Annotated in this window: 24 protein-coding genes and 1 tRNA gene; all 25 read left to right on the forward strand. The window is 46.3% G+C overall.

Annotation, left to right across the window (positions count from 1 at the left end; genetic code table 11):
* Nucleotides 1-4 precede the first annotated feature (4 nt).
* The 25 genes from QXV08_RS05840 (at nucleotide 5) to QXV08_RS05960 (ending at nucleotide 16,661) form a co-directional block, all read left to right on the forward strand.
* The gene (locus QXV08_RS05840; protein ID WP_342786029.1) at nucleotides 5-355 is read left to right on the forward strand and encodes a 30S ribosomal protein S17; all 351 of its coding nucleotides are present in this window, start codon (nucleotides 5-7) and stop codon (nucleotides 353-355) included.
* Nucleotides 355-783 carry a 50S ribosomal protein L14 gene (locus tag QXV08_RS05845; RefSeq protein ID WP_012608832.1) on the forward strand — a complete coding sequence of 143 codons (429 nt, stop codon included), beginning with the start codon at nucleotides 355-357 and terminating at the stop codon, nucleotides 781-783. The genes QXV08_RS05840 and QXV08_RS05845 overlap by 1 nt, the downstream gene beginning before the upstream one ends.
* A gap of 13 nt (nucleotides 784-796) precedes the next feature.
* Nucleotides 797-1,198, forward strand: a complete 402-nt coding sequence (gene rplX, locus QXV08_RS05850; protein WP_342786026.1) for a 50S ribosomal protein L24 — start codon at nucleotides 797-799, stop codon at nucleotides 1,196-1,198.
* A 2-nt stretch (nucleotides 1,199-1,200) separates the two neighbouring features.
* Complete coding sequence (locus QXV08_RS05855; protein ID WP_342786025.1) at nucleotides 1,201-1,959, forward strand: 30S ribosomal protein S4e; 759 nt, start codon at nucleotides 1,201-1,203, stop codon at nucleotides 1,957-1,959.
* Nucleotides 1,959-2,522, forward strand: coding sequence for a 50S ribosomal protein L5 (locus QXV08_RS05860; RefSeq protein WP_342786023.1), 564 nt, complete (start codon nucleotides 1,959-1,961; stop codon nucleotides 2,520-2,522). The genes QXV08_RS05855 and QXV08_RS05860 overlap by 1 nt, the downstream gene beginning before the upstream one ends.
* A 9-nt stretch (nucleotides 2,523-2,531) precedes the next feature.
* Nucleotides 2,532-2,696 (forward strand): 30S ribosomal protein S14, encoded by a 165-nt coding sequence (locus tag QXV08_RS05865; protein WP_012608828.1) that lies wholly within the window; start codon nucleotides 2,532-2,534, stop codon nucleotides 2,694-2,696.
* A 12-nt stretch (nucleotides 2,697-2,708) separates the two neighbouring features.
* Complete coding sequence (locus tag QXV08_RS05870) at nucleotides 2,709-3,110, forward strand: 30S ribosomal protein S8 (RefSeq protein ID WP_014768032.1); 402 nt, start codon at nucleotides 2,709-2,711, stop codon at nucleotides 3,108-3,110.
* Nucleotides 3,111-3,121: 11 nt separating this feature from the next.
* Complete coding sequence (locus QXV08_RS05875) at nucleotides 3,122-3,676, forward strand: 50S ribosomal protein L6 (RefSeq protein WP_342786018.1); 555 nt, start codon at nucleotides 3,122-3,124, stop codon at nucleotides 3,674-3,676.
* Entirely contained in the window at nucleotides 3,673-4,086 is a 414-nt protein-coding gene (locus tag QXV08_RS05880) for a 50S ribosomal protein L32e (RefSeq protein ID WP_342786016.1), read from the forward strand. The genes QXV08_RS05875 and QXV08_RS05880 overlap by 4 nt, the downstream gene beginning before the upstream one ends.
* 1 nt (nucleotide 4,087) lies before the next feature.
* Nucleotides 4,088-4,546: a 50S ribosomal protein L19e gene (locus QXV08_RS05885; protein WP_342786014.1), complete on the forward strand. Its 459-nt coding sequence runs from the start codon at nucleotides 4,088-4,090 to the stop codon at nucleotides 4,544-4,546.
* 15 nt (nucleotides 4,547-4,561) lie between these two features.
* A complete protein-coding gene (locus tag QXV08_RS05890) occupies nucleotides 4,562-5,152 on the forward strand; it encodes a 50S ribosomal protein L18 (protein WP_342786012.1) in 591 nt (196 codons plus the stop codon).
* A 5-nt stretch (nucleotides 5,153-5,157) separates the two neighbouring features.
* Nucleotides 5,158-5,802 (forward strand): 30S ribosomal protein S5, encoded by a 645-nt coding sequence (locus QXV08_RS05895; RefSeq protein ID WP_342786010.1) that lies wholly within the window; start codon nucleotides 5,158-5,160, stop codon nucleotides 5,800-5,802.
* 11 nt (nucleotides 5,803-5,813) lie between these two features.
* Nucleotides 5,814-6,302, forward strand: a complete 489-nt coding sequence (locus QXV08_RS05900; RefSeq protein ID WP_342786008.1) for a 50S ribosomal protein L30 — start codon at nucleotides 5,814-5,816, stop codon at nucleotides 6,300-6,302.
* Nucleotides 6,303-6,313: 11 nt separating this feature from the next.
* Nucleotides 6,314-6,784, forward strand: coding sequence for an uL15 family ribosomal protein (locus tag QXV08_RS05905; RefSeq protein ID WP_342786006.1), 471 nt, complete (start codon nucleotides 6,314-6,316; stop codon nucleotides 6,782-6,784).
* A gap of 141 nt (nucleotides 6,785-6,925) precedes the next feature.
* The gene (gene secY, locus QXV08_RS05910) at nucleotides 6,926-8,350 is read left to right on the forward strand and encodes a preprotein translocase subunit SecY (RefSeq protein ID WP_342786004.1); all 1,425 of its coding nucleotides are present in this window, start codon (nucleotides 6,926-6,928) and stop codon (nucleotides 8,348-8,350) included.
* 2 nt (nucleotides 8,351-8,352) lie between these two features.
* Nucleotides 8,353-8,808: a 7tm Odorant receptor gene (locus QXV08_RS05915; protein WP_342786002.1), complete on the forward strand. Its 456-nt coding sequence runs from the start codon at nucleotides 8,353-8,355 to the stop codon at nucleotides 8,806-8,808.
* 64 nt (nucleotides 8,809-8,872) lie between these two features.
* Nucleotides 8,873-9,145 carry a 50S ribosomal protein L34e gene (locus QXV08_RS05920; RefSeq protein WP_342786000.1) on the forward strand — a complete coding sequence of 91 codons (273 nt, stop codon included), beginning with the start codon at nucleotides 8,873-8,875 and terminating at the stop codon, nucleotides 9,143-9,145.
* Between the two features lie 28 nt (nucleotides 9,146-9,173).
* Complete coding sequence (cmk, locus tag QXV08_RS05925; protein ID WP_342785998.1) at nucleotides 9,174-9,731, forward strand: (d)CMP kinase; 558 nt, start codon at nucleotides 9,174-9,176, stop codon at nucleotides 9,729-9,731.
* A 29-nt stretch (nucleotides 9,732-9,760) separates the two neighbouring features.
* Complete coding sequence (locus QXV08_RS05930) at nucleotides 9,761-10,051, forward strand: 50S ribosomal protein L14e (RefSeq protein WP_342785997.1); 291 nt, start codon at nucleotides 9,761-9,763, stop codon at nucleotides 10,049-10,051.
* Between the two features lie 69 nt (nucleotides 10,052-10,120).
* Complete coding sequence (locus tag QXV08_RS05935; protein WP_342785995.1) at nucleotides 10,121-10,390, forward strand: tRNA pseudouridine synthase A; 270 nt, start codon at nucleotides 10,121-10,123, stop codon at nucleotides 10,388-10,390.
* Between the two features lie 18 nt (nucleotides 10,391-10,408).
* Nucleotides 10,409-11,179, forward strand: coding sequence for an RNA-guided pseudouridylation complex pseudouridine synthase subunit Cbf5 (locus QXV08_RS05940; RefSeq protein WP_342785993.1), 771 nt, complete (start codon nucleotides 10,409-10,411; stop codon nucleotides 11,177-11,179).
* The gene (locus QXV08_RS05945; protein WP_342785991.1) at nucleotides 11,176-11,757 is read left to right on the forward strand and encodes a methyltransferase; all 582 of its coding nucleotides are present in this window, start codon (nucleotides 11,176-11,178) and stop codon (nucleotides 11,755-11,757) included. Before QXV08_RS05940 ends, QXV08_RS05945 begins: the two co-directional genes overlap by 4 nt.
* 5 nt (nucleotides 11,758-11,762) lie before the next feature.
* Nucleotides 11,763-11,846, forward strand: a tRNA-Ser gene (locus tag QXV08_RS05950).
* A gap of 475 nt (nucleotides 11,847-12,321) precedes the next feature.
* Nucleotides 12,322-13,281 (forward strand): hypothetical protein, encoded by a 960-nt coding sequence (locus QXV08_RS05955; RefSeq protein WP_342785989.1) that lies wholly within the window; start codon nucleotides 12,322-12,324, stop codon nucleotides 13,279-13,281.
* 59 nt (nucleotides 13,282-13,340) lie between these two features.
* On the forward strand, nucleotides 13,341-16,661 hold the full coding sequence (locus QXV08_RS05960; RefSeq protein WP_342785987.1) for a glycoside hydrolase: 3,321 nt from the start codon (nucleotides 13,341-13,343) through the stop codon (nucleotides 16,659-16,661).
* Nucleotides 16,662-16,692: the final 31 nt, after the last annotated feature.

The following is a 16,692-nucleotide window of genomic DNA, read 5'->3' on the forward strand; positions in this document are numbered from 1 at the left end:
TTCCATGAGTCAGAGCAGGGTTAATAACATAGGTGTAACGGGTATTAATCCACCCGAGAAAACATGTAATGACCCCAAGTGCCCCTGGCATGGAAGACTTAAGGTTAGGGGAGTAATTTTAACAGGTGTTGTAGCCAAGAAGAAGATGCAGAGGACTGTTGTTGTTAGACACGAGTACTTGCACTACGTGAAGAAATACATGAGATATGAGAAACGCCATAGAAACATACATGCCCACCTACCTCCATGCATAGATGTTAAAGAAGGTGATACAGTAGTGATCGGCGAAACACGTCCCCTCGCAAAAACAGTTGCCTTCGTAGTCCTAGGAGTGATTAAACGGGGTGGTGAGTGATGGGTGCAAAGAGAGCTGTAGCCGGTAAACCAGCCTTCTCGAGGCGGAGGGTTAACACCGGCCTCCAAGTAATGTCCATAGCTAAGGCAGCTGATAACAGTGGGGCAAAGGAGGTAATGATCATAGGTGTCCCTGGATACCATGGCAGACTGAGAAGGGTTCCGCCAGCCGGTGTTGGAGACCTAGTTGTCGTGAGTGTTAAGAAGGGTATTCCAGAAATGAGGAAAAAGGTGTTTAAGGCTATAGTGGTGCGTCAAAGGAGACCCTATAAGAGGCCTGATGGTACATGGGTTGCCTTCGAGGATAACGCTGTAGTGATATTGACGCCTGAGGGCACGCCTAAGGGCACGGAGATCAGGGGGCCTATAGCCAGGGAGGCAGCCGAGAGATGGCCCCAGATAGCTAATCTTGCATCAATGATTGTGTGAGGAGGTGTAAACTATGCCGTTAACAAATTCCATTAAGCCCAGTAAGCAGAGGAAACAGCTGGCTTTAATGCCCCTTCACCTAAGGCATAAATTATTTAATGCACCACTCTCAGACGAACTGCGTCAGAAACTTGGCGTGAAGAGGTTGCCGGTTAGACAGGGCGATACTGTTAGGATCATGAGGGGGGAGTTTAAAGGGCATGAGGGGAAGGTTGTGGAAGTCGACTTAAAGCGCGTCAGGGTGTTCATTGAGGGTGTGCAGAGAAAGAAGGCTGATGGATCGCCTGTTTACGTTCCAATCCATCCTAGTAAGGTCATGATTATAAAGGCTGATCTAAGTGATAAAAGAAGGCTTGAGATAATTGAGCGGAGGAAGGTTGGTACTAGTAGCGAGCACGGTCAAGAGGTGGCTTAGAAATGGGTGGCATGGGTGGTAGCAGGCATTTAAAAGCGATCAATGCACCTAGGTATTGGCCTATACTTAGGAAGGAGTATAAGTGGGCTGTTAAGCCATCGCCTGGCCCACACCCCATATCTAGGTCGATTCCACTATTAATCCTTGTCAGAGATATGCTGGGTTATGCTAAAACAGGCAAGGAGGCTAGGAGGCTCATAGCCGAGGGATACTTCAAGATCGATGGGAGAGTGAGGAGAGATTACAAGTTCCCCGTTGGCGTAATGGATGTAATCGAGATCGTGGGGATCAATAAATACTACAGGGTCATCCCAGTACCAACCAAGGTACTTGGGTTGATTGAGATATCGAGGGAGGAGGCATCCTTCAAGCTTTGCAGGATAGAGAATAAGACCACGGTGAAGAACGGGCATATACAGTTAAACCTGCATGATGGACGAAACGTATTGATTAGGGTCAATGATCCAAGAAATCCTGTTGAAGACACGTATGATACACTAGGCACGTTAAAGCTATCCATACCTGTTCAACAAATCCTCGACTATGTCCCCTTGAAAGAGGGTGTTATAGCGATAGTGTCTGGTGGTAGAAACGTTGGGAGAGTGGGTAAGATAGTATCGATACACAAGGGCATGAGGAGATATAGGAGTATAGTCACGCTTGAAGATAAGCAAGGCAATAAGTTCCAGACTAGCTTGGACTATATATTTCCAATAGGTGTTGAAAAACCATTGATAAAACTGCCGGAGGGTGCATGGTAATGAGTATCCTTACACAGGATGTTGAAAGCAGGATCCTTGAAAAATGGAGTAGCAATCCGATGCTTAAGCCTTTCATAGCTAAGGTAACAGTTAACATAGGTGTAGGCGCTGAATCCGATAGGCTTCCAAAGGCTATGAAAGTGCTTGAGGAGTTAACAGGTGCAAAGCCTGTCCCAAGAAGGGCCAAGAAGACCATTAAGGACTTCGGGATTAAGAAAGGCGATAACATAGCCGTTGTAGTCACGTTGAGAAGAGGAAAAGCCATTGAATTCCTGAGGAAAGTATTCGAGACCATAGGGTATAGAGTAAGGGAGTCAAGCTTCGACGACTACGGGAATGTCAGTATAGGTGTTAAGGAACACATACACATGCCAGGCGTAAGATATGATCCAGAGATAGGAGTATTCGGAATGGATGTAGCCATAACTATTGAGAGACCTGGGTACAGGGTGATGAGGCGTAAGCGTGCTAGATCCCATGTACCGAGGAGGCATAGGGTGAACAAGCTGGAGGCAATGGTGCTTTTAAAACAATTATTCGGCGTTGAAATAGTTGGTGAGTAGGTGGTTTAAATGGCTAAGTATAAACCCCCAAAAATATACAAGTACGGGCGTGGGGTACAGGTTTGCAGGAGATGTGGTTCACGTGATGCGGTCATACAGGCTTACGGGCTTTACCTGTGCAGGCAGTGTTTTAGAGAAGTAGCCTCCGTAATAGGCTTCAAGAAATATGAGTAGGGGTGTTAAGCCATGGTGGTCATGGACACGCTTGCAAATGCTCTTTCAGCAATATATAATGCCGAGGTAAGGGCTAAGAAGGAAGTAGTTGTATGGCCCGCATCAAAGCTGACGTTAAACGTCTTAAAGGTCCTCCAAAGGGAGGGCTATATCGGTGAGTTCGAGTACATTGATGATGGTAGATGGGGTAAGATAAAGATACAGTTGCTCGGCAGGATAAACAAGATCGGCGTTATCAAGCCTAGATACCCTGTTAAACACCGCGAGCTCGCTGAGTTCCCTGAGTGGCTTAAGAGATACCTGCCAGCATATAATATAGGTGTAATAATAGTGTCAACGCCTTACGGTGTCCTCTCTCACAAGGAGGCTGTTGAAAAACAAACTGGTGGGGTATTACTTGCATACTGTTACTAGGTGATGCATGTATGGCCAGGGTGTTTCATGTCGCTGAGAAAGTAGAGATCCCTGAGAACGTCACTGTTGAAGCGGATGGCTTAAGGGTAACAGTTAAAGGGCCCAAGGGCATTATTACAAGGGATTTCAGTCATGCTAGAGGAGTATTCATAAGGCTCGAGGACAGGGTTGTCATCGTTGAAACATATGTTGCTGATAGGAGGCAGAAGGCCCTAGTTGGGACGATAGCTGCGCATATACGTAACATGATTACAGGTGTTGTAAGAGGCTACCGCTATAAATTAAAGATAATATTCTCACACTTCCCAATCACAGTATCCGTTGATGAGAAGAACAAGGTTGTCAGGATAAGAAATTTCATGGGGGAGAAGTCAGATAGGGTAGCCAAGATATACGGTAATGTCAAGGTGAAGGTGAGTGGTGAGGATATAATTATTGAGGGAGTCGATATCGAGGAGGTTGGGTTAACGGCTGCATCAATTGAGAGGGCCACTAGGGTCACTGATAGAGATAGACGTGTTTTCATGGATGGAATATATATTTATGAGAAGGGTGAGGCCTTATGAGCACGGAGCTGGATCGTTTACTCAGGTTAAGGCAGGAAATGAATAAGAGGAGGCCGGTTTTCCTCAGGTATCTATGGTGGAAGAAGCCGAAGTTCAAGAATGACCTTAAGTGGAGGAAGCCAAAAGGGATAGACAACAAGGTGAGGCACCAGCTTAAAGGATACCCGCCCCTAGTTAAAATAGGGTATAGAGGGCCAAGCCTAGTTAGGGGGCTCCACCCATCAGGCCTGGAGCCAGTTGTGATTAATAATCCAAGAGACCTCGAGGGACTGGATCCAGCCAGGTACATAGTATACATTGGTGGGAGCGTTGGATTAAGGAAGGCTATTGAACTATACAGGGTAGCTGTCTCAAAAGGCTTTAAAGTAGCTAATCCACCTAAAACAACTCAGTTAACACAGGGTGCTTAACATGAGTGACCTAACACTCCAGAAAAGACTAGCGGCTGATCTACTTGGCGTCGGTGTGTCAAGGATTAGAGTGGATCCTGGTAGAATAGAGGATGTCGAGGCAGCCATAACAAGGGAGGATGTGAGGCGGCTGATCAAGGAGGGGGCTATATGGGTTGCCCCCAAACACGGTATAACAGGTTATAGCTCCAAGGTTAGGCATAAGCAGAGGGTTAAGGGAAGGAGAAGGGGGCATGGTAAGAGGAAGGGGAGTAAGACCGCTAGGCTGGATGAGAAGGAGGTATGGATGAATAAGATAAGGAAGATAAGGAGGTATCTTAGATACCTGAGGGATAAGAAGTTCATCGATGCAAAAACATATAGGAGGCTATATATGCTTGCTAAGGGAGGACACTTTAACTCTCTTTCATCTCTGAAGCTATACCTTAAGGAAAACAATATCTTGAAGGAGGTTAGGTAGAGGGGTTGGTGAGGTATGGCTAAGGGTCCCCGGTATAAGGTTCCAAGGAGGAGGAGAAGGGAGGGTAAGACTAATTACTACAAGAGATATAGAATGATTGTATCGGGACATCCACGTTTCATTGTTAGGAAGACGTTGAACTATATATGGGTACAGGTAGCCACGGCTAAACCAGAGGGGGATGTAATCATAGCTGCAGCCCACTCAAACGAGTTAAGGAAGAGATTCGGGTGGAAAGCGGGTACATGTAATACCCCTGCAGCCTATTTAACAGGGTTGCTGGCTGCTTTAAGGGCCCTGGAGAAGGGGATTGAATATGCTGTACCAGATATAGGGTTACACAGGCCCGTTAAAGGGGCAATAGTGTTTGCAGCTATAAAGGCAGCCAACGATGCCGGGCTCAAGGTGCCAATAAGTGAGGAAGTAGCTCCTAGTGAGGAGAGAATTAGGGGCGAGCATATAGCATCATATGCTAAAATACTGAGGGAGAATGGATTGCTTGAGAAAAGGTTTTCAAGGTATCTAGCCAATGGTTTACAACCAGAGGACCTCCCCTCGCATTTTGAAGAGGTTAAAAACAAGATCTTGGAGGCTTATAAGAGGTGATAAGTGTGTCCGCGAGCGCGGTTGATAAAGCTGCCTTAGAGAAATGGGTTCCCAGGACACGTGTAGGTAAAATGGTTTTAGAGGGTAAGATAACTAGTTTAAAGGAGGTATTCGATAGAAACCTCCCGTTGCTAGAACCAGAGATAGTGGACTACCTCCTACCCGATTTAAAGTATGAGAGGATCGATACTAAGATAGTTCAGAAGATGACTGATGCAGGTAGGAGAACCAGGTTCCTGGTTGTAGTAGTCATCGGTAATGAAAATGGCTTTGTCGGCGTTGGAACCGGTAAGGCTAAGCAATACGTTGACGCATTAGCGAAGGCCATAAGGAATGCCAAGCTAAATATCACCCCTGTGAGAAGGGGATGCGGGAGCTGGGAGTGCAGGTGCGGCGAACCCCATAGCGTCCCATTCACAGTCAGGGGTAAAAGCGGTAGTGTGGAAGTTGTATTGAAGCCTGCACCACGTGGAACAGGGCTTGTAGCAGGGGATGTGGCTAAAGTGGTTTTGAGACTGGCTGGGCTCAGGGACGTGTGGACGGAGAGTTTCGGCGAGACAAGGACGACGCTTAATTTCGCCAAGGCCATTGTCAACGCATTATATAACACATATAGATTCGTTACACCGGTTGACTGGTTAAAGGCCTGAGGTGGTGCTGGATGGTTAAGCTTTACGCTATCTTAAGAATAAGGGGGCAGGCCGATACACCGCCTGACGTCGAGTACACGCTGAAACTCCTAAGGCTCCATAAGAAATACCACCTAGTAATATATCCAGCAGAACAACCAGGCCTTGAAGGAATGCTTGAAAAAGTGAAGGACTGGGTTACATGGGGTGAGATAAATAAGCCCACGCTAGTGAAACTGTTCAAGGTCCGTGGAAGAGCCCCCGGTGGCATAAGGATAACAGATGAATATATTGCTAAAGCCTTCGCAGAGCAAGGCATTAAAGATATTGAAGGATTCGCAGAGGCATTATTAGAGGGTAAATTAGTGCTCCACAAGCTTGAAAACATTGTAAAACCAGTTTTCAGGCTGCACCCGCCGCGTGGAGGTTTCAATGGATCCAGTAAAAAACCCTTCACTATGAAGGGTGAGCTTGGATACCGTGGTGAAGAAATAAATGAATTAATTGAGAGAATGCTATGAGGTGATAGATGATGGTTGTTAGAAAAGGTAAGAAATCCAGGAAGCTTCAGGGTCGCACGAGGACAATGGGTTGGGGCAGGGTTGGGCAGCATAGGAAAAGTGGTTCACGCGGTGGATTCGGTGCGGTAGGCTTCCATAAGCATAAATACATCTGGATAATAAAGCATGCTCCAAACTGGTATGGTAAACACGGCTTCAGGCCTCGTGGTAGAATCCATGAGAATACAACCATTAATGTTGGCGAGTTAGATGAATTAGCGTGGAGGCTGGCCTCCAACGGTCAGGCAGTCATCGAGGATGGATTAATAGTGTTAAATACTGTTGAAATGGGTTTCGACAAAGTACTAGGCTCCGGTAAGGTTACCAGGGGTTTAAAGGTTATAGCCAGGGGGATAACAGAGGAGGCTAAGAGAAAAATCGAGGAAGCAGGGGGCAAGGTGATACTTCTCGAGGAGCTTGAAGCGGGTAGTAGTGCAGCCTAGGATTTTTATATTTTAGAACATGCAATCGCTCCTAGCTTCCATAATGAAATGAATTTAATAAGCCCCTCACGACTCATTATAGAGTCTAGTCTAGACTAAATACCGGTCTTATACTACAGTGATAGATGGGTGGTTTAGGGAATGGGTTTACTCAGGGTGATGGCTAAAATAGCGGATTACCTACCTACAGTGGTTAAGCCGCAGGGCAAGCCCTCGATGTATGAGAGGTTGTTCTGGACCGGTGTGGCTTTAATAGTCTACATGATAATGGCTAATACACCGCTCTACGGTATATCCTATGCTGGGCCAGAGCAGATATTATTAATACAGATAATATTCGCGTCCAACAGGGGCACGTTAATGGAGCTCGGTATAGGACCTATTGTAACAGCCGGCTTGATAATGCAGATCCTTGTAGGCGCTAAGTTGATTGACCTTGATTTAACAGATCCCGAGGACAGAAGGGTTTTCACTGCCTCCCAGAAAACCCTGGCCGTTATACTGGCGGCCTTCGAGGCTGGAATGTACGTCTTGTCATGCAGGTACTGGATGCCTCTGGGTAATCCTGTGACAGCCTGCAGTGCTGGATGGCATGTCCGCTTAATAGTGTGGCTCCAATTATTCGTTGCATCCTACCTTGTAATAACCCTGGATGAGATGATTCAGAAGGGCTGGGGCATAGGCTCCGGTGTCTCCCTGTTCATACTGGCTGGTGTCGCTACAACTATATTCTGGAATATCTTCAGTACTGTAACTTATCAGGGACAGCCCATAGGCTTCATACCATACATGATCCAGGTGATAAGCAGTGGCGGTGGCTTAGGTAATGCATTGATTAGGCCCGGCGGCAGAGACCTTGTTGGACTCATAGCTACTATAGTTATAATGCTTATCCTAGTATACCTGGGTAATATGAAGGTTGAAATACCTGTTACATCGCCGAGGTTGCAGAGCATTAAGACCAAGATACCGCTTCAGTTCCTCTATGTAACCAATATACCCGTGTTATTCGTGGGTATACTTTACGCCAACATACTTGTCTTCGCGACATTGTTCAGGGTTTACCTGGCGTCAGTGGTGCCTCAGAACCTCGTCGACTTATTAGCTAAATACGATACCTCAGGCAGGCTTGTCGGTGGATTAGCATACTACCTTGCATCGCCTAATGGCTTATATAGTGCTCTATCTGATCCAGTTCATCTAATAGTATATAGTTTACTAGTCTTCATACTGGCCGTCCTATTCGGGTTGATGTGGGTCGAGGTCGCTGGATTAAACCCGGCTGCACAGGCTGAACAATTAATCAACAGTGGATTCGAGGTTCCAGGGTTAAGAAATAACCCGAAGATCCTTGAGAAAATACTAGCTAAGTACATTTATCCCTTGACAGTGCTTTCAAGCCTTATTGTTGCAGCGATAGCTGTGCTAGCGGATGTATTAGGGGCCTATGGTACTGGCACGGGGATACTGTTGGCTATAGGTATCCTGCAACAGTACTACGCGTTAATAGCTTACGAGAGAACTCTCGAGGCATACCCGTTGCTAAGGCGCCTTGTGGGAGAGTAGTAATGATTACAACGATTGTTTTACTTATCTCCATCTCATCAGCCGTATTAATATCCCTGCTTATTAAGGCAGCTAGGAATCATCCATATTTCAGTGAAGCTGTTAAGACATACCAGAGTATACAGGTTCCCGAAACCCCTAGGAGCAAGGGGGATGTAAGGAGGCTTAGGAAGTATAGGGCTCTATATAGGTCTGCGAGGAGGAGGATGCTCCTCCTCTTCATAATACATGTATCCATCTTCTCACTGGTCTATACGCTGATGATACTAGTTGTCTCGCTAATAGCTCGTTCAACCCAGTACGTGGATATACCCGTGTCAATACCCTTCCTCTCTGGTTTAAACGCTGAGAGAGGCATTTACTACACACATATATACATTATAGCCTTAATCGGCTTCGCTGTACCAATATACCTGGTCTCAAGGAGTATTAGGCTGGAATCAAGGCAGCCACCCTAGTAAAATTTAAGAATCCCTCGTAAGTTATTACTCTAGAGCTAGAAATGCTTACGGTGAGGCATCGATGCCTAGGCCAATGTATAGGAATAGGAGTTGGAGAAGAATCATTGTTAAAACACCTGGCGGAGATGTTAGGGTGCACTATGAGAAGAGGAGGCCTAATGCGGCTAAGTGTGCTATATGTGGTAGGCCACTAAACGGGGTTCCAGCTCTAAGGCCAGCGGAGCTCCGTAAACTAGCTAAGACTGAGAAGCGTCCTGAAAGGCCCTATGGAGGCTATATATGTCACGAGTGTCTTGCAAGGGGTATAAGGGAGGCTGTGAGGTCAGCGCTCTAACCCCCGTTCCCCCTAGCGGTGTCTTAAATTGGTTAAGATAGTTTTTAGTGGTCCACCCGGTAGTGGTAAGACGACCCAGGCTAAGCGTGTTGCTGAATACTATGGGTTGAAATATTTCTCGGCTGGTTCATTGTTCAGGGAGTATGCTAGGAGAAGGGGTGTAAGCCTGGAGGAGCTGAGTAGGGTGGCTTTAGAGGATCCCTCTATAGACCTCGAGATAGATAGGATGACCCTTGAAACAGTTAGGGACAACGATGACATCGTTATCGACGGGCATTTAGCAGCCTGGATAGTATCCGACATCGTTGACTTAAAGATATATGTTACAGCACCTCTCACACTCAGGATACTCCGTGTAGCCGGCCGCGACAACGCCTCCCTGAGTAAAGCGTTGGCTGAGACCCTTATAAGGGAGTACTCTCAGAGAAGAAGGTTTATGGAATACTATGGCATAGACATATATGATACATCGATATTCGATTTAACTATAAACACCAAGCTAATCGGGGTTGAGGAGGCATTCAACATTATTAAGTCTACAATAGATAAGATTTTAAAAGAGAAACATGGTAGTATGAGTGAGTAGTGTTTAAATGAGTAAAGGGGTGTTTAAAAATGCCCGCAATAGAAATAGGTAGGATATGTGTTAAAACAGCAGGTAGGGAAGCAGGCAGGAAATGCGTTATAGTGGACATAATAGACGATAACTTCGTCTTAGTAACAGGGCCTAAGTCGCTGACAGGAGTTAAAAGGAGGAAGGTGAACATAAAGCACCTGGAGCCCACTGATAAATCAATTAAGATACCCAGGGGCGCCAGCGATGAAGAAGTCTTAAAGGCCATCGGTGAAAACGGTTTAACAGACTACATGGTGGAGCATGTAAAGCCGAAGCTAACGCCTATTTAAGCTGGGTCCCGGCGAAATAATTAATATTTTCTTTAAATATTTTCTCTCCACTAGGGAAGGTGCAGTATAATGGACCTGGTTGAGAAGGGGTTATCCTTCATAGATCATATAACAGCGAGAGCTGGCTACAGGAATGAATGGATAGTACTAAGGGAGGCTGAGACAAGCCCGGACCACGGGGTACTACCATATGAGAGAAAGGTAAGCGATCACATAAACTACGGTGTGATAAACCTTGATAAACCACCGGGGCCCACGAGCCACGAGGTCGTGGCATGGGTTAAGAAAATGTTCAACCTGGATAAAGCCGGTCACGGGGGCACCCTTGAGCCCCTTTAGGGGCGGGGAAACCCCAAGGTGACCGGTGTTCTACCAATCGGGCTAGCGAATAGCACGAAGGTCATTGGGAACGTTATACATAGTGTTAAGGAATACGTGATGGTTATACAGTTACATGGGGATGCCAGGGAGCCCGATGTTAAAAGAGTTGTAGAGTACTTTAAGGGCGATATATACCAGAAGCCGCCTCTGAGATCCAGTGTTAAGAGAAGTATTAGGGTCAGGAGGATATATGAAATCGAGTTACTGGAGATCAGGGATAGATTCATACTTGTGAGAGTTTTAAGCGATCCAGGTACATACATGAGGAAGCTTGCACACGATATCGGGTTAATGCTTGGCACCGGGGCACACATGAGGGAGTTACGTAGAACCCGTACAGGCCCTTATAGAGAGGATGAAACACTGGTTAGGCTGCAGGATGTCAGCGAGGCCCTTGCATTATGGAGGAGTAGCGGGGATGAGAGATACATTAGGAGGATAATACTCCCAGTTGAGACATCGATAGCTCACCTACCGAAGATAATGATACTTGATACAGCTGTAGACGCTATAGCTCATGGAGCCAATCTAGCTGTACCAGGCATCGCGAGGTTGACGAGTAATGTTGAGAGAAATAAGACTGCGGCTATTCTAACGCTTAAAGGCGAGCTGGTGGCACTGGGCACTGCACTATATAATGCAGAGGAGATAGCTGGGATGAAGAAGGGTATAGTGGTGAGGACTCGGAGAGTGGTAATGCCCACTGGGATCTATCCCCCTGCATGGAGGAAGGGTCAGCCGGGATGACGCACTACTATAAGCCTGGCCAGCCAGGCGAGAGGAAGCTCTTTTCATTCACTATTCACGGCCATACATTCGAGTTCATATCTTACACGAGCCTCTTCTCGGGATCCGGCTTAGATGATGGGACAAGGCTACTCCTCGAGAACATCATAGTGCCGAGGAGCGGTGTGATACTGGATATAGGATGCGGCTACGGAGTGATAGGTATAGTGGTGGCTAAGTTAAACCCCTTGCTCAAGGTATATATGACCGATGTAAACCCCTTAGCGGTCAAAGTGGCTCGTTTAAACGCTTCAAGGAATAATGTAGGGGATAGAGTAGTAGTCCTCCAGGGTGATAGGTATAAGCCTGTAGAAGGAATGAGGTTCAACGCAGTATACTCCAATCCCCCGCTCTCAGCAGGCATGAGGATAGTGGAGGACATAGTCTTAGGAGCTAGAAGATACCTGGCTGAAGACGGCTTCGCACAGTTCGTGCTAGCTAGAGGAGGAGAGTACCTGGCTGAGAAAGCAAAGGAGAATTACAGCATCGTCGATGCGAAAAGTAAAAAAGGCTATATCCTCCTATATCTTAAACCATGAGGAGTGCCGGGGTGCCCGAGCGGTCTAAGGGGCTGGCCTTGAGAGCCAGTGGGCTCACGCCCGCGCGGGTTCAAATCCCGCCCCCGGCGCTTATCTCCTCCAGGCATGACAATCGAATACGATGTTCTAATACTTGTTGTAGACCCGAGGAATACGTTATCAATATGTCCAAGATATAACACAAGCTAAACTACGTACATGGGCTAGCCATTCGCAGAAGATGCAGGTTTATGGGTGACAGAGGTTTTGTTGAAACTATGAATATCTGGTACAGAGTACTCAGTGTATACAGGAATACTAGGGTTCCATTAAGCGTCTCCGCGATGAAGGGATGAAGCCGGAGGGAGCGGGGGAACCAGAGATGGAGCAAAGTATTCAAAAATATTATTCAGACAGAATCCTGGATCCTTGATCCCAGTTATCAAGTCCCGTGGTATTAAATGCCTGGGTTCTTGGTTTAAATAAGTGATGCAATCCAGCTGGTTTATTCAACATCAGGGTTTTTCAGTCGCTTGGTTAAATTTAAATATATGTGTAGATAAAAATATTTATTTGGTGAAATAAATGTCTAAGCCATTGGTATTGTTATTCTCAGCAATATTCATGATGCTACTTACAACACCGATACTAGCTATTGCGCAGCCACAGATAATAGTGGATGGTGATCCAAGCGACTGGAAAGCCCCTCTCCCCAGCCAGGATAACACGTACATTATTAGTGATGGAGAATTCGTGTGGAAGGATGCAACGGGGGATGAGAGAACAGATTTCGCAGGTTCAGTAAACCCGGATCTTGTAGACCTTGTCGAGTGGAGGATAACTGGTGATGGGGACTACCTCTACATGTTGTTCAAGTTCAAAAATATGAGTGGTATAAGTATAGGTGATAATGGGGCAACATTTATCGCTGTAACAATCGACAGGGATTTAACAAGTGGAAGCGGCGAGATATGGTTTGCTGGAGAATCCGATACCAAAGTTAACTCATCAGCCGCCTGGGAATACCAGATAGTAGTGAACCTCGCTGACTCAAGGTATAGAAATCAAGGTCTGAGGTCTATTACTCATCCATTGAATGAATCCACTAATAACTGGGGTGCTATATTCCAGTTGCTGGATAAAAACTGGAATCACTTATATGTCCCAGGTGATACAGGTGCAGCTGGGCTCCTCGCGGTAAACCTGGATAATAATTGCATAGAGCTTAAAATCAACTGGAGCCTTATAGGCGGGGCACCAGCCGGTGGCTCTATAAGATTCGAGGTTATTACTGCGGTGGGCTGGAGCAATTACGGTGGGAATGGAGGTGGAACATGGGATATTAGTGGCTCATCTGACGCCCTTGATGCTGTGACAACCATTGGGCCAAATACATGGAGTGAAGTTGAAGATGGAGTAGTAGACTATTATGTTGAAGTGTCGTTTGCAACACCCGTGCCCTACCCTGTTCCAGAGCCGTGGATTGTAGGGTTAGTGGCATTGGTTATCGCCGGCTTATACCTCGTGTTTAGGAGGATGACATAGTTTTTTCTATTCCTCATCACTATATTCTACTCTAAGCCTGGAAAGGGGCGTGTTTAAGCATGCATAGGCTTCCTTATATAGCAGGCTCTCTACTTATACTGCTCGCCATCTCACTTTATAGTTACAACACTGCACCAATCTATAACTCCCAGAGTAGTGAACCGGTTATAGTTGATGGATTAGGTTATGAGTGGAGGTATGAGTACCTGCATGGTTTAACCAGTAGCGGCGGGTTTAGAGATAACTTGGAGGATTACAGGGATAGCAGGGATGTAGTTGCATGGTATTATGTCCCTGGAACCAATTATGTATTCTTCAGGATAGACCTGCTGGATCTAGCATATGGTGCAGAGGTGGCTAGTGGCCCAGGGTATCGTGATGCACTCGATTTATACTTGTTAATCGGCTGGGATGGAGCCCCAGGATACCAGGAGTGGCTTCCCGACTTCATACTTGATTCTAATGGGAGGGGTGTTAGGATGGGTGATTACCCATGGGTTCTCGCGGTAGCCATATATGATGTAAATAACATAAGGGTTTACAAATATGACTGGAGCTACTGGACTCAAAGCAACTTGAGTATCAATATAGCTTTCAATGCTCAATGGGACCTAGTGGAGCTGTCTCTCCCAGCTGGTTTTCTAAGGGAGTATGGCTGGGATAGCTCTAAGACCGTGTGGTGCAGGATTGCATCTACATGGGTTGACTCTAGTGGCGTTAAATGGCTCTCGAAGCCTGTGCCAGGATATATGATGAGCGGTGATCCAAATACATGGTATGGTGTATGGTTCAGTAATCAGACAACAGGGACAGTGAAGCTTATACTGCTTCACCATGGCAACCAGCATTTAACCGATAACAGGGGGTTAAATAACCCATCGTCTAGAAACAGCTATGGCTACATATTATGGATCCATGAAGATGCATCAAGGTTGACTGGTAGAAGGATACCAGTCATGATCCATATGAGCGGGACGTTGATGGCTAGCTTCCTATGGTGGGATCCAGGCTTCATTAAGTATGTGAGAAGCCTTGTTGAGCAAGGGATAGTTGTGCCTGTTGGAGGGGTGTGGGCTGAGTATATCACGGCTTACTTCTACGATAATTTCAATGATCCTAGTGCCTACCTAGCCCTTGACTACAACTATAAAATACTAGGGTATAGGCCTCTGACTGCATGGGTGCCCGAGAGAACATGGGATGATGAGAGGACTGGAATAGCTTGGACCCTGAGTAAATACTATAAAGCCGTTGTACTCGATGGCAATACTCATCATGACGAATGGAGTCCAGGGACAAACAACCTTAAGCCTCACAAGTACAATGAGACAAGGACGAATGGTAATACGCTTTACGTGTTCTTCATACACTGGGACACACAGCAGAAGCTATTATCTAATACTGATGGTGGGTTGAACAGGGATCTCAGGTTAATATACCTAGATAAAGCAATGAGCTGGGATCAGCAACAGGTGTTCATCTATGCTGATGACTGGGAGAAGGCTGCCGGGGTAGCAGGATGGCCCACGGATCCCTCATGGTATGAGAACGCTGTTAGATGGATTGCTATGCATCCATGGATACAGATTGTCACAATAGATGATGTAGTAGGCTGGCTTGAAAAAGGATACTGGACACCTGAATACAACTACTACTGTGGCTATGATACCTACGTCTACATTAAGCAGTGGGTCAACAACTATCCTTACGACTATAGAAGAGCTTATGACGGCTGGTACTGGGGCACCCTTAGTGAGAAGGCTTTCAACGAGCTCGGCGATCCATCAAGATGGAACTATAGGCTCGGGGATAATATTGTCAAGCTAGGAGATATATGGAGCCCTGGGACAATACTCTACGAACTTCTTGCACCGGGTAGGCTGATCGATTCAGCATCGAGGAATGAGCTGTGGTGGACGACCATTATAAGCCTCAACGCATTACTCTACGAGACGGCGTGGCATGAGGAAAGTGATTGGGATAGAGATGGATTACAAGACATGCCTGGCTGGGCCCTGGGAGGATATGCTCACATAAGGTTGACCAGCATATACTTCCTCTCAGCTAGGTGGCTTGATGATGTGAGAAATAACAGGGTTGCAGGGATTCAGTATATCAGGGGCGATCTCGACTGGGATGGAGTCGATGAGATAGTAGTCTATAATAACAGGTTATTCGCCTGGATCGACCCCCGTGGCGGGGCGATACCCTACGTGGTTGTCTATGATCCAAGCAGGGATACTGCATGGATACCTATTGGTGCCCCCATGGTTTACTGGGGTAGTATGGAGTCTGAGACATGGTATGGTGGTCCTCAGGTGGGTTTATTCGTTGATGACTACCTCGATTATACTGGGGACAATTACTATGGAGACACCTATAATATCTCGAGAATAACCCTCCTCGATAACGGTAGCCTCATAGTGGAGCTCTCATCACCTGATAAAAACAGGAATGGCTTTGTAGATATAGTTAAGAAATACAAGTTCAATCCTGGGAGTCCCGAAATAATTGCCGAGTATAGTGTTGAAGGCGGAAGACTATACATTGCGATAGGGTCTAGTGTAGACCTACTTCAAAGCCTTTATACAGGGCAGGCAGGTATATCCTTCATAGGGTCTCCTAGTGGCGGGCAGATGTTCACCGTGTATAATAATTTAACCAGTAACGCGGTTGAGTTTACCCCACTCATTAACATGTACTATACTGGCCCCCAGGATCTTGCAACATATACGCTTCAATATGTTTTCAAGCTATACACTAATAGCTCGCAAGCCCCTTATACGGCTCTTGCCAGAGTGAGATTTGGAAGCCTCCAGGAGCTGATAGCGGGTCCGGCCTCAACTATTACTTCCACTACGACTAGCCCGATTATGACTTCAGCGACAACCATCACAACCACTACTACAACAACAACGGTAACCACTGTGAGTAGCCCGATTACTACTGTTTCTTCAACAATTACTACTGCGACAACCGGTCTAACTACTGCTTCCCCAATAACTACCACAACCATTAACCCGTCAAACACCACCGTGGTAACGACTACTCAGCCGACTACTACGACTCCAACGAGCACTACCACGGAGACAACTCAACTAACTACTGAAGTAACTACAACTATAACCATTACTTTCACAACGGTTTCAACAACCACTGTGACATATACTACCACCCTACCTCTAACAGTTACTAGTGTAAAGGAGTTAACCTATACAACCACTGTGACTACTGTTGAACACGAGTCAGTGGTTACCACTGTAACAGTGGCAGCTGAGTCATTCACCGGGTTAACCTATATCACGATGGCTCTTGGAGCAATCGTGATACTACTGATGGCGTTAATACTCTATTCCTGGTTGAAGGGCAGATATAGGTGAATAATGTTTTCTCGGTTCTCTCTTGGCCGGT

This window comes from Desulfurococcus sp. (genome assembly GCF_038881575.1).
Classification (GTDB): domain Archaea; phylum Thermoproteota; class Thermoprotei_A; order Sulfolobales; family Desulfurococcaceae; genus Desulfurococcus.

Excerpts from the sequence above, each read along its gene's own strand:
- QXV08_RS05840 (WP_342786029.1), top strand. The coding sequence starts at position 5 with ATGAGTCAGAGCAGGGTTAATAACATAGGTGTAACGGGTATTAATCCA.
- QXV08_RS05845 (WP_012608832.1), top strand. The coding sequence starts at position 355 with ATGGGTGCAAAGAGAGCTGTAGCCGGTAAACCAGCCTTCTCGAGGCGG.
- rplX (WP_342786026.1), top strand. The coding sequence starts at position 797 with ATGCCGTTAACAAATTCCATTAAGCCCAGTAAGCAGAGGAAACAGCTG.
- QXV08_RS05855 (WP_342786025.1), top strand. The coding sequence starts at position 1,201 with ATGGGTGGCATGGGTGGTAGCAGGCATTTAAAAGCGATCAATGCACCT.
- QXV08_RS05860 (WP_342786023.1), top strand. The coding sequence starts at position 1,959 with ATGAGTATCCTTACACAGGATGTTGAAAGCAGGATCCTTGAAAAATGG.
- QXV08_RS05865 (WP_012608828.1), top strand. The coding sequence starts at position 2,532 with ATGGCTAAGTATAAACCCCCAAAAATATACAAGTACGGGCGTGGGGTA.
- QXV08_RS05870 (WP_014768032.1), top strand. The coding sequence starts at position 2,709 with ATGGTGGTCATGGACACGCTTGCAAATGCTCTTTCAGCAATATATAAT.
- QXV08_RS05875 (WP_342786018.1), top strand. The coding sequence starts at position 3,122 with ATGGCCAGGGTGTTTCATGTCGCTGAGAAAGTAGAGATCCCTGAGAAC.
- QXV08_RS05880 (WP_342786016.1), top strand. The coding sequence starts at position 3,673 with ATGAGCACGGAGCTGGATCGTTTACTCAGGTTAAGGCAGGAAATGAAT.
- QXV08_RS05885 (WP_342786014.1), top strand. The coding sequence starts at position 4,088 with ATGAGTGACCTAACACTCCAGAAAAGACTAGCGGCTGATCTACTTGGC.
- QXV08_RS05890 (WP_342786012.1), top strand. The coding sequence starts at position 4,562 with ATGGCTAAGGGTCCCCGGTATAAGGTTCCAAGGAGGAGGAGAAGGGAG.
- QXV08_RS05900 (WP_342786008.1), top strand. The coding sequence starts at position 5,814 with ATGGTTAAGCTTTACGCTATCTTAAGAATAAGGGGGCAGGCCGATACA.
- QXV08_RS05905 (WP_342786006.1), top strand. The coding sequence starts at position 6,314 with ATGGTTGTTAGAAAAGGTAAGAAATCCAGGAAGCTTCAGGGTCGCACG.
- secY (WP_342786004.1), top strand. The coding sequence starts at position 6,926 with ATGGGTTTACTCAGGGTGATGGCTAAAATAGCGGATTACCTACCTACA.
- QXV08_RS05915 (WP_342786002.1), top strand. The coding sequence starts at position 8,353 with ATGATTACAACGATTGTTTTACTTATCTCCATCTCATCAGCCGTATTA.
- QXV08_RS05920 (WP_342786000.1), top strand. The coding sequence starts at position 8,873 with ATGCCTAGGCCAATGTATAGGAATAGGAGTTGGAGAAGAATCATTGTT.
- QXV08_RS05930 (WP_342785997.1), top strand. The coding sequence starts at position 9,761 with ATGCCCGCAATAGAAATAGGTAGGATATGTGTTAAAACAGCAGGTAGG.
- QXV08_RS05935 (WP_342785995.1), top strand. The coding sequence starts at position 10,121 with ATGGACCTGGTTGAGAAGGGGTTATCCTTCATAGATCATATAACAGCG.
- QXV08_RS05945 (WP_342785991.1), top strand. The coding sequence starts at position 11,176 with ATGACGCACTACTATAAGCCTGGCCAGCCAGGCGAGAGGAAGCTCTTT.
- QXV08_RS05955 (WP_342785989.1), top strand. The coding sequence starts at position 12,322 with ATGTCTAAGCCATTGGTATTGTTATTCTCAGCAATATTCATGATGCTA.
- QXV08_RS05960 (WP_342785987.1), top strand. The coding sequence starts at position 13,341 with ATGCATAGGCTTCCTTATATAGCAGGCTCTCTACTTATACTGCTCGCC.